Source organism: Mesorhizobium sp. LMG17149, assembly GCF_024518695.1.
Classification (GTDB): Bacteria; Pseudomonadota; Alphaproteobacteria; order Rhizobiales; family Rhizobiaceae; genus Mesorhizobium.
Genome location: NZ_JANIFL010000010.1, coordinates 144,047 through 157,143, shown reverse-complemented (window position 1 = coordinate 157,143; position 13,097 = coordinate 144,047). Strand labels below are relative to the sequence as shown.

Annotated in this window: 17 protein-coding genes; 8 read left to right on the top strand and 9 right to left on the bottom strand. The window is 61.7% G+C overall.

The features are described 5' to 3' along the window. Positions 1–22: 22 nt before the first annotated feature. Positions 23–295 carry a hypothetical protein gene (locus NP945_RS23285; RefSeq protein ID WP_256747638.1) on the bottom strand — a complete coding sequence of 91 codons (273 nt, stop codon included), beginning with the start codon at positions 293–295 and terminating at the stop codon, positions 23–25. A gap of 504 nt (positions 296–799) precedes the next feature. Between NP945_RS23285 and NP945_RS23280 the strand changes: the two genes are divergently transcribed. The 3 genes from NP945_RS23280 (at position 800) to NP945_RS23270 (ending at position 3,610) form a co-directional block, all read left to right on the top strand. Continuing rightward, positions 800–1,477: a FadR/GntR family transcriptional regulator gene (locus tag NP945_RS23280; RefSeq protein ID WP_256747637.1), complete on the top strand. Its 678-nt coding sequence runs from the start codon at positions 800–802 to the stop codon at positions 1,475–1,477. Further along, complete coding sequence (locus NP945_RS23275; protein WP_256747636.1) at positions 1,474–2,769, top strand: MFS transporter; 1,296 nt, start codon at positions 1,474–1,476, stop codon at positions 2,767–2,769. Before NP945_RS23280 ends, NP945_RS23275 begins: the two co-directional genes overlap by 4 nt. A 103-nt stretch (positions 2,770–2,872) precedes the next feature. Then, the gene (locus tag NP945_RS23270) at positions 2,873–3,610 is read left to right on the top strand and encodes a dienelactone hydrolase family protein (RefSeq protein WP_256747635.1); all 738 of its coding nucleotides are present in this window, start codon (positions 2,873–2,875) and stop codon (positions 3,608–3,610) included. Between the two features lie 163 nt (positions 3,611–3,773). On the opposite strand, the gene NP945_RS23265 is transcribed toward NP945_RS23270, so the two are convergent. Beyond that, a complete protein-coding gene (locus tag NP945_RS23265) occupies positions 3,774–4,331 on the bottom strand; it encodes a DUF308 domain-containing protein (protein ID WP_127382458.1) in 558 nt (185 codons plus the stop codon). 138 nt (positions 4,332–4,469) lie between these two features. Here NP945_RS23265 and NP945_RS23260 point away from each other — a divergent pair, with 138 nt between their 5' ends. Next, positions 4,470–5,057 carry a TetR/AcrR family transcriptional regulator gene (locus tag NP945_RS23260; protein ID WP_127810175.1) on the top strand — a complete coding sequence of 196 codons (588 nt, stop codon included), beginning with the start codon at positions 4,470–4,472 and terminating at the stop codon, positions 5,055–5,057. 81 nt (positions 5,058–5,138) lie between these two features. After that, complete coding sequence (locus NP945_RS23255) at positions 5,139–6,317, top strand: NAD(P)/FAD-dependent oxidoreductase (protein WP_256747634.1); 1,179 nt, start codon at positions 5,139–5,141, stop codon at positions 6,315–6,317. On the opposite strand, the gene NP945_RS23250 is transcribed toward NP945_RS23255, so the two are convergent. Genes NP945_RS23250 through NP945_RS23225 form a run of 6 tightly spaced genes read right to left on the bottom strand, consistent with a single transcriptional unit; the run spans position 6,314 to position 8,656 of the window. Continuing rightward, on the bottom strand, positions 6,314–6,721 hold the full coding sequence (locus NP945_RS23250) for a DUF1801 domain-containing protein (protein WP_127267741.1): 408 nt from the start codon (positions 6,719–6,721) through the stop codon (positions 6,314–6,316). The two genes, NP945_RS23255 and NP945_RS23250, sit on opposite strands and share 4 nt — an antisense overlap. A gap of 40 nt (positions 6,722–6,761) precedes the next feature. After that, positions 6,762–7,154, bottom strand: coding sequence for a VOC family protein (locus NP945_RS23245; RefSeq protein ID WP_127267742.1), 393 nt, complete (start codon positions 7,152–7,154; stop codon positions 6,762–6,764). A gap of 29 nt (positions 7,155–7,183) precedes the next feature. After that, positions 7,184–7,621 carry a DUF1801 domain-containing protein gene (locus tag NP945_RS23240; RefSeq protein ID WP_127267743.1) on the bottom strand — a complete coding sequence of 146 codons (438 nt, stop codon included), beginning with the start codon at positions 7,619–7,621 and terminating at the stop codon, positions 7,184–7,186. Between the two features lie 11 nt (positions 7,622–7,632). After that, a complete protein-coding gene (locus NP945_RS23235) occupies positions 7,633–7,854 on the bottom strand; it encodes a hypothetical protein (protein ID WP_127267744.1) in 222 nt (73 codons plus the stop codon). Positions 7,855–7,910: 56 nt separating this feature from the next. Beyond that, positions 7,911–8,336: an SRPBCC domain-containing protein gene (locus NP945_RS23230; RefSeq protein WP_127267745.1), complete on the bottom strand. Its 426-nt coding sequence runs from the start codon at positions 8,334–8,336 to the stop codon at positions 7,911–7,913. Then, positions 8,333–8,656: a helix-turn-helix transcriptional regulator gene (locus tag NP945_RS23225; protein WP_256747633.1), complete on the bottom strand. Its 324-nt coding sequence runs from the start codon at positions 8,654–8,656 to the stop codon at positions 8,333–8,335. Before NP945_RS23225 ends, NP945_RS23230 begins: the two co-directional genes overlap by 4 nt. A 154-nt stretch (positions 8,657–8,810) precedes the next feature. Here NP945_RS23225 and NP945_RS23220 point away from each other — a divergent pair, with 154 nt between their 5' ends. From NP945_RS23220 to NP945_RS23210, 3 genes are all read left to right on the top strand, one after another. Further along, complete coding sequence (locus NP945_RS23220) at positions 8,811–9,371, top strand: RNA polymerase sigma factor (RefSeq protein WP_127271980.1); 561 nt, start codon at positions 8,811–8,813, stop codon at positions 9,369–9,371. Between the two features lie 2 nt (positions 9,372–9,373). After that, positions 9,374–11,488, top strand: a complete 2,115-nt coding sequence (locus NP945_RS23215) for a VWA domain-containing protein (protein ID WP_256747632.1) — start codon at positions 9,374–9,376, stop codon at positions 11,486–11,488. A gap of 209 nt (positions 11,489–11,697) precedes the next feature. Further along, positions 11,698–11,967: a hypothetical protein gene (locus tag NP945_RS23210; RefSeq protein ID WP_256747631.1), complete on the top strand. Its 270-nt coding sequence runs from the start codon at positions 11,698–11,700 to the stop codon at positions 11,965–11,967. A 15-nt stretch (positions 11,968–11,982) separates the two neighbouring features. Here NP945_RS23210 and bmt read toward each other — a convergent pair whose 3' ends face one another. Beyond that, positions 11,983–13,005 (bottom strand): betaine--homocysteine S-methyltransferase, encoded by a 1,023-nt coding sequence (bmt, locus tag NP945_RS23205; protein ID WP_256747694.1) that lies wholly within the window; start codon positions 13,003–13,005, stop codon positions 11,983–11,985. Positions 13,006–13,097 lie beyond the last annotated feature (92 nt).

Here is a 13,097-nt window from a genome sequence, read left to right as displayed (position 1 = left end):
TGGTAGTGAGTCAGTTTGAAATCTAAGCTTTGAATATCTCAGCTAGGAGTTCGATAGCCCGCTCCTGAGTCAACTCTGGGTCCCAAGGATCGGATACAGAGATTGCCTCACGCTGGCGATCATCAATCTTAGGTCCCAACACCTGATAATATACATCGCGAATAATCGGGAGGAATTTGGCCTGGAATTGATTGAGTTCGGCCTTGCTCCGCTCTTGATGGAGAAAACTGACGGCGTGAGCCAATAGGAACGCTAACTTGGCGAATTCGGTAGGATCGAAATCATAGCTCTTCATGGCGGCGGCATAGCATATTGAAGTCAAGCTGTCCGCTTCTTGTAAGGGCCGCGCAGCACCGGCTTCTCAATTTCCTTCACTTCGATCAGCGCAACAATGTCACCAATCTCGCAAAGCTTTCATGATAGGGCGTCTGGGTGCATTGATTTAGTACCGGAAAATGTTCGCGGCTTTAGCGAGCATCCATCATGCCCTTCGATGTGTTCGAAATGAGCGCGCATCCCATTGTTACTTTCGCGGTGAGCGCGAACAGCACCATGACACCCCGGGGCAGCGCTTTGGCAGGTCCGGGTTAAGACCAAGAGCTTGCTCAACGTGCAAGGGCGCCCAACCGTTTCGTGTCTTAGTTTCGCATGTGTCATCCATGCCTGAATTATCGCATTCAACGCCGGCCATTCAAAGGCTGAATTTCACACTGACCCACTACCATCTCGATCAGTAGCTTGACGGCAGCCAGGAGTAGGCCTATTCATCAAGTCATCTGATGACTTGATGAATAGGCCGATGCAACCCGCCACCAGAACCAATCTCACCGACAGCGCCACCAGCAGCCTGCGTGCCGAGATCGTCAGCGGCCGCTGGGGCGTCGGCGAGCGTATTCCCAACGAGGCAGCTCTGACCGACCTTCTGTCGGTCAGCCGCGGCACGGTACGCGAGGCGGTGCGGGTGCTGGTCTCGCAGGGATTGCTGGATACGCGCCAGGGCTCGGGCACCTATGTGCGCTCCGCCGTCGATACTTCTGCCGCGCTCGACCGGGTCAAGCGCAGCGGCCTGCGCGATCAGTGGGAGGCGCGGGCAGCGCTGGACCTCGAGGCCGCACGGCTCGCTGCCTTGCGCCACACGCCAGCCGACCTCGAGCGGATGCGGCAATTGCTTGCCGCGCGCGGCACTGTCGCCGAAGGCGGAAGCGAATCCTTCATCCACCGCGATCTCGCTTTCCACAAATCCGTCGTCGCGGCGTCCGGCAACAGGGCGATGATGGAGCTCTACGACTTCTTCACCGCCGCCATCACCGAGACCATCCATGCCACCATCGACGGCGATCTGCCCGAACCGGACCACCAGGCGCATGCGGCAATCGTCGAAGCCATTGCCGCGAGCGATCCCGAGCGGGCCGTTGCCGCCGTCCGAGCCTTCATGGCGCCGGTGCTTGCCCAACTTGAAAGACTGCTTTCGCAATGAACCAGAGTTTTCGTCAGCCTGACCCGAAGGCGGAGGTCGAGGGTCTAGAACTCATCGATGCCGAGGCCGACAGCCTGCCCATGCCGCAGCCGCCTGAACTGCGCAGCCGTGCGGCGCGCATCGTGCTTGGCGCGAGCCTTGTGCTGATCGCCTTCAGTCTGCGGCCGCTGTTTTCGAGCCTGTCGGTGCTGTTGCCCGAGGTGATGCAGGCAACCGGGCTGTCGACGACGGGCGCCAGCCTGCTGACGACGCTGCCCGTCCTGTGCCTCGGCCTATTCGCGCCCTTCGCACCAAGGCTTGCGCAGCGCTATGGAGCCGAGCGCACTTTGCTCGGGGCGCTCGCCTTGCTGGTGCTGGGAACCGGCCTGCGCTGGTTCGGTACGGTTCCCCTGCTGTTTGTCGCCACCTTCCTGGCCGGCGGCGCCATTGCCATCGGCAATGTGCTGCTGCCAGGCCTGGTGAAGCGCGATTTCGCCGACAGGGCCGCCGTCATGACCGGGCTCTACACCATGGCGCTCTGCGCCGGTTCGGCTGCCGCCGCGGGCTTCACGCTGCCGATCGAGCATTTTGTCACCGGTTCATGGTCCGGAGCACTTGCTGCCTGGTCGGTGCCGACCCTGATTGTGTTGCTGATCTGGATTCCGCAGGCGCTGGGCAGCCGGCGGCAAGTGAGCCATCAAGGCTTTCGCGTCGTCGGGCTTTGGCGCGATCGCCTGGCCTGGCAGGTGACGCTGTTCATGGGGCTGCAGTCGGCGCTCGCCTATTGCATCTTCGGCTGGCTGGCGCCGATCCTGCGCGAGCGTGGCTTCGATGCGGCCACCGCTGGCGCCATGGTTTCGGTGTCAGTGATGGCGCAGGTCATCACCTGCCTCGCCGTGCCATCCTTTGCGATGCGGCTGAAGGACCAGCGCGGCATCAATGTGGCGCTCGTCGCCACGGCGGTGGTCGCGCTGCTCGGCATTCTCTTTGCGCCGACCTCGACGATGCTGTTCTGGGCGGTCCTGCAAGGCATCGGGCAAGGTGGCCTTATCGCGGCTGCCATGAGCTTGATCGTGCTGCGTTCGCCGGATTCGCATGTCGCCGCGCATCTTTCAGGCATGGCGCAAGGCGTCGGCTATGTGCTGGCGGCATTCGGTCCGCTGCTGGTGGGCCTGATCCGCGACTGGACCGGCAGTTTTTCGGGGACGGCGTTCCTGTTCGTCGCGCTCGGGCTTGGCGTAGCCATTATGGGGCTCGGTGCCGGCCGTGCGCTGCATGTCGGCGCGCGGACCGTGCGCGAGGGCGAGCAATAGCGTCCGCAATCCTGCACGAAATGTTGACTGCCACGCCCCGGGAATGCCTTGCCGTATGGCCTTGCGCGGATATGTATCGCGCATCAGTCGAACGGAGCGGGCGATGACGAAACACGACATTCAGATCAAGACCAGGGATGGTGTTGCCAATGCCGGGCTTTTCCACTCGGCAAACGCATCTCCTGCCAAGGCCGGCGTCATTCTCTATCAGGACGCCTTCGGTCCGCGGCCGGCGCTCGACGGTATGGCCGAGCGGCTCGCGAATGAAGGCTATGCGGTGCTGGTGCCCGACCTGTTCTACCGCAATGCGCCCTACGGGCCGTTCGACGCCAAGACCGCCTTCGCCGAGGAGAAGACCAAAATCCCGCTGATGGCGCTGGTCACGGGCACGACACAGGAGATGACCATCAGCGACAGCGGTGCGTTCCTCGACGCACTTGCTGCCGAGGGCATCACCGGGCCGATCGGCACCGTCGGCTATTGCATGGGCGGCGGTCGATCATTGAATGCGGCTGCAACCTATCCCGAACGGATAAAAGCGGCCGCAAGCTTCCATGGCGGCAATCTGGCCAGCGACGCCGCCGACAGCCCGCATCGCAAGGCAGCCTCCATCAAGGCGCGCGTCTATGTCGGCATGTCGGGTGTCGACAGAAGTTTCCCGCCGGAACAATCGATGCGATTGGAGGAAGCGTTGCGGGTTGCGGAAGTCGACCATGTCATCGAGAACTATGCTGGGATGGCGCATGGCTGGTGCGTGCCCGATCATAGCGTTTTCAACGCCGCGGGCGCCGAACGCCACTGGAAGCGATTGACGACGCTGTTCGCAGAGACGCTGATTTAAGGCAGGAGTCACTGCGCACTGATCGCACACAGGTCGACTCTGAGCAGGACGCTACGCGTCTTTGAACCAGAACGGCAGCCGATGCGGCGAAGAGTGAGCGATGCTTGCCCTTTCGACGGCGGCAGATGACTGTTCACCTTGCCGCCGCCGGATCAGGCTGCGCCTAGGCGTTTGCCTTGCGATAGGCTGCTACGACAAGCCAAATTGCGGAAAGCAGAAAGTAAAACGCGCCGAACCCGGCATAAGGGGCGATGTCCAGAATCGTCGGCGCAGCCGTGCCGAGGGATCGGCTGATCATGAAGCCGCCGGCGAGGGCCGACTGCGCACCACTCAGGATCATCGGCCATTGTGCGCCATGGTAGCGCCAACGCCTTGCTCCCGTATTCAGCTGCAGCAGACCCGAGAGGATCGCCCAAACCCCAAACACGGCCAGAACGGCATACATGCTGTTGTTAACCGCCACGATGACGGCGAGCGCCGTTATCGTGCTGACCACGACATTCAAAGCCTGGGACGAGTTGGCCTTCAGGCCGCCATTTACCCTGGCGTCAACCAGATTGGCGAGAGCGTCCCATGCCGGGTAGATCACGAGCAGAAGCGCGGTGGGACCGGGTTGCCCGTTAAACAGGATGGCGGCAGCAACCCAGGCGATAGAAAATATGGCGCGTGCGAAATAATAGGATCGTAGCCATCCGGACCGGGTGAAAGATTGGTTTTGCATCGGCAGATTCCTTGTTGCTGTCTACCTATTAGTAGGTAGACAAAACCCCTAAGTCAACCCAATGTCCGGAACACCTCCCTGTGAGAATCGGGAACGATGCAACCTTGACAGTTCGCCTACCAGAAGGTAGGCGGCGATATGAAATCAATGGCTTCGACTTCAGAAAAGATTCTCGATGTCGCGCAGTCTCTCATCGTCGCGGGAGGCTACAACGGGTTCAGCTATGCCGATATCTCGGCTGCCATCGGCATCAGGAAGGCGAGTATCCACCACCATTTTCCGACGAAGGCCGAGCTGGTTTCGGTGCTGGTGGATCGTTACAGGCGGCAGGCCGAAGTGGGTTTGGAGTCTCTCCGGGGAGAACTCTCAAGCCCTGCTGAACAACTGCAGTCCTATCTGAACTATTGGCGGACATGCATTCGCGATGCCTCGCCGTCGTTCTGCGTCTGCGCGATGCTCGCCGGCGAGATGCAGATGCTGCCGGAAGAGGTGGCGTCACGCGTTCGTGCCCATTTCCAAAATCTCGCGGGATGGCTTACGTCGGTGCTGCGGGCTGGAATGGAACAGGACTTGTTCCGCTTGAACAACCGGCCGGAGGAGGAGGCCCAGATGCTGATGGCATCGGTTCACGGGGCAATGCTGTCCGCGAGGGCTTTCAGCGATCCCGGGCTGTTCACCACAATCGTCACCCCCCAGATCACCAGGCTGCTGGGACGGGATAGCTAGAAAACCATCGGACCAAAGTGATACCAGGCAGCGCAAGTGGCGCGCCCCAAATGAGCCGGTCGAGCGGGAACGAATAGCCTGATGCAATCTTATGATGTCGTGATCATCGGCGCGGGTGCCGCCGGAATGATGTGCGCCGTGGAGGCGGCCAAGCGCGGCCGTTCGGTGCTGATCCTCGATCATGCGGCGGCGCCTGGCGAGAAGATCCGCATCTCCGGCGGCGGCCGGTGCAATTTCACCAACATCCATGCCAGCCCGAAGAATTTTCTGTCGGGCAATCCGCATTTCTGCATTTCGGCGCTCAGTCGCTACACGCAGCGCGATTTCATCGCCCTCGTCGAACGCCACCGCATTGCCTATCACGAAAAGACGCTTGGGCAGCTGTTCTGCGATGGCTCCGCACGCCAGATCATCGACATGCTGGTCTCGGAAATGCAGGGCAGGGGCGTGGAGCTGGCGCTCTCGGCCAGTGTTGAGGATGTCCGCAAAACCGTGGAGGGGTTTGCGCTCACCCTCTCCACAGGCTTGGTTACTTGCCAGTCGCTGGTGGTGGCCTGCGGCGGCAAGTCGATCCCCAAGATGGGGGCGACCGGTTTCGGCTATGAGCTTGCCGAACGGTTCGGCCTTGCCATTGTCGAAACGCGACCGGCGCTGGTGCCGCTGACCTTCGACGCAAACACGCTCGAACGGCTGGCGCCCCTGGCCGGCAACGTCGTCGACGCGGAAGTCGCCTGCGGCAAGACGCGGTTCTCCGAAGCGATGCTGTTCACGCATCGTGGCGTCAGCGGGCCATCTATCCTGCAGATCTCTTCCTATTGGCGCGAGGGCGATGAAATCCGCATGGCCATGCTGCCGGCAGTTGACGTGGCGGACCTCATTCGGGTGGCCAAGCGAAGCAATGGGCGGCAAGCGGCACAAACGGTGCTGGCAAATCATCTGCCGAAGCGGCTTGCGCAGTCGATCGCCGAGCGCACCGGGATCGACGGCAACCTTGCTGATCTTTCCGACGCCCAGATGAAAACCATAGCTGCCGCAGTCAATGACTGGCGCATCAAGCCTGCCGGCTCAGAGGGCTACCGCACCGCCGAAGTGACGCTGGGTGGGGTCGACACCAACGGGCTGGACCAGAAGACGATGCAGGCGAAATCCGTGCCGGGCCTGTTCTTCATCGGCGAAGTCGTCGATGTCACGGGTTGGCTGGGTGGCTATAATTTCCAGTGGGCATGGTCGTCGGGCTGGGTGGCAGGCCAGGCGGCCTAGACTTGCGTCTGTGGCTTCGCCCCGGCAGCCGCTTTCTTCTTCTTTTTGGCCTGATTGTAATCGATCGCTGCGCGGACGAGCTCTTTTAAAGCGCCCTCATTGAGCCTGTCGCCCTCGAACATGTCGATTGCCCGCCACACCTTGCCGCCAAAACCATTGTTGAACAGATTGTCGGGGTCCGGCAGGCTGGCGCCATGGGAAAAGGTCAGCTTCACCTTGTCCTTGTGGGCGTTGCCGACCACGATGTTGCCATCGAGGCACCATACCGGGCTGCCCATCCACTTCCACTCCTCGACGATGTCCGGGTCGGCTGCAAGGATGGTCTTGCGGATGCCGGCGAGCGTATCGCCGCGCCAATCGATGAGGCCGGCGATCATTTGGTCGATATGTTGCGAGGGGGTCATTGGGTGTCTCCTGTGTCTCGACGCGTTTCAACCGCCGCCGTTACCAGCGCGCCAGCTGGGTGATCTGAACGAGGTTGCCGCAGCTGTCGTTCAACTGGGCGATGGTCGAACCGGTCGCCTCGGTCGGCGGCTGGATAAACGCACCGCCCTTCGCCTTGATGCGCTCGTAGTCGCCCTTGACGTCGTCGGTGAAGAACATGACCGCGGGCTGGCCCTGCTTGAAGATGGCTTCCTGATAGGCCTTGGCGGCCGGGTTGTCGTTGAGCGCGAGTTGCAGCTCGGTTCCATCAGGCTCTTCAGCCGAGGCCACGGTCAGCCAGCGATAAGGCCCGTTGCTGAAATCGGCCTTTTTGGTGAAGCCCAGCACGTCGGTGTAGAAGCGCAGTGCGTTTTCCTGGTTGTCCACATACACGCTGGTCAGCTTGATCTTCATGGCTCTTTTTCCTCTGTCATAGTCGGTCATTACGGGATCCAGCCGGGCAGGGCCGCGGCCTGCTTGATCCATTCCACCATCCTCGCCTCATCGAACGGATCGTCTTCGCGGATGTCGATCCAGCGCACATCCTTGCTCTTGGCCGTGCCGCCAGGCGGAATCGGCCGCAACGACGTGCCGCTGAAGAAGGTCACTTTCAAATAGTGGGTGAAGACATGGAAACTCACGAACCAGCCTTGGCCCTCGACGCCGTAGAAGGGCGAGTTCCAGCGCACGGCCTTGCGCACGTCGGGCACGTTGTGTTCGATGAGCGCGTCGAGCCGCTCGCCGAGGCCACGCTTCCAGCCCGGCATTGCAGCGATGTAGGCCTGCACCGGAGCGTCGCCGTCGCCCTTGGCGATTTGCGGGTTGCCGCCCGAGAGCAGGACCGGTGCCGCTTTGGTCGACTGACCCTGCGTCTTGGTCATTCTACCCACTCCTATCCGCCGGCACGCTGCGCGCCGCGGCCCCTGGCGGCATAGGGCAGCACGAACATGTACAGGCCGCTGAACAGCAGCAGGAAGAGCGGCAGGAGCGGCGAATAGACTACCCAGGCGGGAGGCTGGCCGAATGCCATGGTGGCGAAGTTGGCGACAACGGTCAGCGTAAACATAATCGACAGCCAGCGATGAATTTGCCGAACCCACTTGTTCCTGTCCAATAGCTCCTCCTGTCAAAACAGACCGAAGCGGACCCGTGATCCGCATGTCGGCGGGTTCAATCCATCCGCGCCAGGACCTGACCCAGATTTGTAAAGTACTGCCGCCACCCACTCGTCGCGCCCCGATACGCCTGCTCCTGATCCGGCCGGAAGCCGGACTGTTCCATACGCAACCGGGTGCCCGTGCTGGTCGGCATGAGGGTCCAGGTGACGACACTCTCGAGGCCATAGGCCTGCCACGTGTAGGACAGTGTCTTGTTCAGCTCGACGGCTGTTACCTGACAGTCGACAACAATGCTCACGTCGGTTTGCGTTTCCTTTCGCAGATTGAAACGGTGGTCCACAACTGGCTTGAAGTCGTTCTTCATCAGCCATTCCTCGATCAGATGCGGTTGGGTCAGCGCGCGCCAGATTTTTTCCGGCGGATAGGGGATCTCACGTTCGACGACGACGGAGCGCGTTTCGGTCGCAATGTTGGTCATTGGTCCATTCTTTTGAGCAAATTTTCGAGGTCGTCGAACCGGCTCTGCCAGAACGCATTCATCTGGTTCGTCCAGTCGGTCAGCGGGGAAAGTGCTGCGATCTGGGCGCTATAATGGGTCTGCCGTCCTTGATGGCGGTCGCGCACCAGCCCGGCCTGCCTGAGTACGCCGAGATGCTTCGACACCGCAGGTTGGGAGACCCCCGACTGAGCCGTCAGGGCGCCGACCGTCTGCTCGCCTTGCCGGCACAGGCGCTCGAAGATCGCACGACGCGTCGGATCGGAGAGCGTTCTGAAGAGGACATCGTGAGCGTTCGTCATTGGGATCGATAACCCGGTGGCTATTGATTGACGTATAACCGCCGAGATATGGATGTGTCAAGCGGGGTGCCGGCGGTCACGATCCGGCGGTTTCCAAAAAAATCTTTCCATTGCCCCAAGGATTAGCCATTAGCCTTCGTCCAACAGGCAAATGATGGCGATGATGCTGGATGAAAGCGAAGCCTCCGACGCCGAACTGATCGGGCGGGCGAAGGGCGGAGACAGGGGGGCCTTCAGCACATTGCTGGAAAGGCACTATGACTTCGTCTATCGCGCTGCCTATCGCTGGTGCGGCAGGAAGGCCGATGCCGAAGACATCGCCCAGGAAGTCTGCGTCAGGCTCGGCAAGGCGATCCGCGACTATCGCGGCGGCGGCGCTTTCACCACATGGCTCTATTCCGTGACCCTGAACGCCGCGCGCGACATGATGCGAAAGTCCGCCCGCGAGACCGTGAAGACCGAGGCCTATGGCGTCCATGCACTGATCTCCGGCGAGGCGTCGGTCGAACCGGAGGATCCGGCCGAAGCGCTGTGGACCGCGGTGCGGCAACTGCCGGACAAGCAGCGCGACGCCGTGCTTTTGGTCTATGGCGAAGGATTGAGCCACGCGGCCGCCGCCGAGGCGATGGCGATCTCGGAGACGACGGTTTCCTGGCACATCCATGAAGCGAAGAAACGGCTGAAGACGCTGATGCGCGCGGCCGGGGAAGTGTGACCATGGTCGACGACAACGAACTCAACAGACTGCGCGATATCGCAGCACCGGCGCCCGCCAAGGATGCCAAGGCACGTGCCTTCGAGGCCGCCCTGCGCGCCTATGATCAGGAAAATATTTCTGCTGTCACCCAAGGATCGATTGGCGGGCTTCGTCTCACAGAGCGAGCACAAAAGCTCTGGAGCGAGATCATGCAAAAGAAACTCATTGCCACGCCGGCCCTTGCCGGGCTCGTCGCCCTGCCGATCGCCGGATACGCCACCTTCCATTTGCTGAGGGAACAGCCGCCCAAATTCGGCGGCGACGAGAAGATCACCGAGACGCTGGCCGACAAGCCGGCGACGGTGAAGCCGACGACCGCCGAGCCGAAGCCGGCTCGCGGCGAGTTGGAGAAGGACAAGAAGGCAGACGCGGATGTGGAAAGCCGCGGCGCCACCGATGCGCTTGTGGCGCCGGCCTCGCCGCAGAAATCCGAATCGACCGTTGCTTCCGGCGCGGCACAACAAAATGCGCTGGAGCGCGGTGTGCTGGCCGAGCCTGCGCCACCGGCACCGACAGGTGAATTCGCGCTGGATGGCGCTGCAAGTGTACCCAGCACCTCGCGAGCCCGCATGCCGGCCGAATCCAAGCTGATGGCGCCGCAGCAGCCGTCGATCTTGCCGGCCGACCAGATGCAGCCGCAACCGGAAAACCGCGACCGCATCGAGGATTTCAAGACCAATCCGGTGCATGCGGCGCTCGAGGATCCGGTCTCGACCTTCTCGATCGACGTCGACACTGCCTCCTATTCCTTCGTGCGCGGCTCGCTGAAGCAGGGCACCCTGCCGCAGGCCGATACTGTTCGCGTCGAGGAGATGATCAACTACTTCCCCTATGACTGGAAGGGTCCGGAGTCGGCCTCGACACCATTCAACTCGACCGTCAGCGTCATGCCGACGCCGTGGAACACGCAGACCAGGCTGATGCATGTCGCCATCAAGGGTTTTGACGTCAAGCCGATCGAGCAGCCGAAGGCCAATCTGGTCTTCCTGATCGATGTCTCGGGCTCGATGGACGAGCCGGACAAGCTGCCGCTGCTCAAATCGGCATTTCGCCTGCTGGTCAGCAAGCTGAAGGCCGACGACACTATCTCGATCGTGACCTATGCCGGTGACGCCGGCACAGTGCTGGAGCCGACCAAGGTGTCCGAAAAGGACAAGATCCTCAGCGCCATCGACAATCTGACGCCCGGTGGCAGCACGGCCGGCGAGGCGGGCATCAAGGAAGCCTACAGGCTGGCGCAAAAATCCTTCGTCAAGGACGGCGTCAACCGCGTGATGCTTGCTACCGACGGCGACTTCAATGTCGGCCAGACCGATGACGACGACCTCAAGCGGCTGATCGAAAGCGAGCGCAAGACCGGCGTTTTCCTGTCGGTGTTCGGCTTCGGCCGCGGCAATCTGAACGACCAGATGATGCAAACCATTGCCCAGAACGGCAACGGCACCGCCGCCTATATCGATACGCTGGCCGAGGCTGAAAAGGTGCTGGTCGAGGATGCCTCCTCGACGCTGTTCACCATCGCCAAGGACGTCAAGATCCAGGTCGAGTTCAACCCGAACAAGGTCTCGGAATATCGCCTGATCGGCTACGAGACCCGTGCCTTGAACCGCGAGGATTTCAACAATGACCGCGTCGATGCCGGCGATATCGGTTCGGGCCATTCCGTCACCGCGATCTACGAAATCACGCCCAAGGGCAGCGGCGGTGAGCAGATAGATCCGCTGCGTTATGGCCAGGCGTCGGTGGACAATGGCGGTGTCGCCAATGCGGACGAATATGCCTTCGTCAAGATCCGCTATAAGCTGCCGAATGAAGACGTCTCGAAGCTGATCACCACGCCGGTGACCTCGGCCAACGAGATTTCGTCCTTCGACCAGGCCAGCACCGATCAGCGCTTCTCCGTCGCGGTTGCCGCCTTCGGCCAGAAGCTGCGCGACGAGGATGCGACCGCGAAGTTCGGCTACGACAAGATCATGGAGATCGCCACTGCCGCTCGAGGGGCCGACCCGTTTGGGTACAGGGCCGAGTTCCTCTCGCTTGTGCGCCTTGCCTCTGCGCTGGGCGGTAACCGGTAAGTGGTGATGACGGCCGGTTTCTTTCAGATGGGATCGTTCTGATACGGGGGAACCGACCGCGGGCGGGTGAGGCAGGCCGGCGAGGGAAACCTTGCCGGCCTTTTTTCGCGGATTTTATGGGTCGTTAAATTGCGCGGCAATTCCGGTACCGGATGGCAACCCCCTCCTTGTTACGCAGGACAGGTGTACTGGGCTTGAGGGAGCCGAAATTGCAGATCAGGACTATCGCCAACTCGATACCCCCGGCGCCAGACGCCTCGGCGGTTTCATCGGCCCCATCATCGGAATCCAGGCGTATCAGTGACGATGTCGCACAGGCGCGCCACACCGCCCTGTCGGCGCTGACCAACGACCGCTTCCGCATCATGCTGGAACAGATCACCGACCCCCGCGCTTCGGGCGCGCTGATGACGATGCGCGGCGACAATGTGGTCGACTTCAAGTCGGCGCAGTCGAGCTACGCCGACAACAGCGAATAACCGAAATCGATGAGGTCAGGCCCGGCTGCGGCGGCGCTCGCGGCGGGCTTCGCTGGTCTCGGCGGTGTTTTCCGTCGCGACCTTGTTGCGCATCGGACCAATGCGCTCGACGATCGCCGCAACCGTCGGACGATCCGACTTGGTGTGCGCGTCGAGCGCCTTGCGCATGGCGGCAAGGTGCTGGAACGAGGTGCCGCAGCAGCCGCCGATAATCTTGGCGCCGCCATCGACGGCGAGGCGCACATAATCGGCCATCAGTTCGGGCGTGCCGGAATAATGGATTTCGGTGCCGCGGAATTCGGGAATGCCGCAATTGCCCTTGACGATCACCGTCGCTTCCGGCTTCGCCTCGGTCATGTCGAGCAGCGAGGCCAGGATGTCGGACGCGCCGACACCGCAATTGGCGCCGACGCCGAGCGGCGCCTGCGAAAGCCCGTCGGTGACGCCGTGAATATCCCTGGGCAGCAGACCCATCATGGTGCGGCCGGCAGTGTCGAAGGAACCGGTGTAGGTGTAGGGCAGGCCGACGCGGATGGCAGCCTCGGCGGCGGCGCGGATCTCGTCGGGAGCTGACATGGTCTCGATCCAGGCGATTTCGGCGCCGCCTTCCTTGAGGCCCTCGATCTGCTCGGCGAAGGCGTCGACCGCCTCGTCATAGGTCATGGCGCCAAGCGGCACCAGCAATTCGCCGGTCGGGCCGACCGAGCCGGCGACGATGACCTTGCGGCCGGCCTTGCCGGCGACCGCACGCGCAAGCTCAGCGGCGCGTTTGTTCAACGCGTGCACGCGATCCTGCGCATGGTGCAGCTTCAAGCGGTGACGGGTGCCGCCGAACGAGTTGGTGAGGATGATGTCGGCGCCGGCATCGACGAAATTCTGATGCAGGCTGGTGATGGTGTCGGGCGCCGTCTCGTTGAGCAGCTCTGGCGCCTCGCCCGCCTCCAGCCCCATGGCGAACAGGTTTGTGCCGGTGGCGCCATCGGCTAGCAGCACGCCCTTTTCAGCCAGCAGCGTATCGATCGGGTTGGTGGTCGTCATCGGATTGGCTTTCATGTTTCGAAGTCGAATAAGGATATAAAGAAGTCTTTATGTGTAGTCAACGATTTTGGAGCGATGCCGACACCGGATCG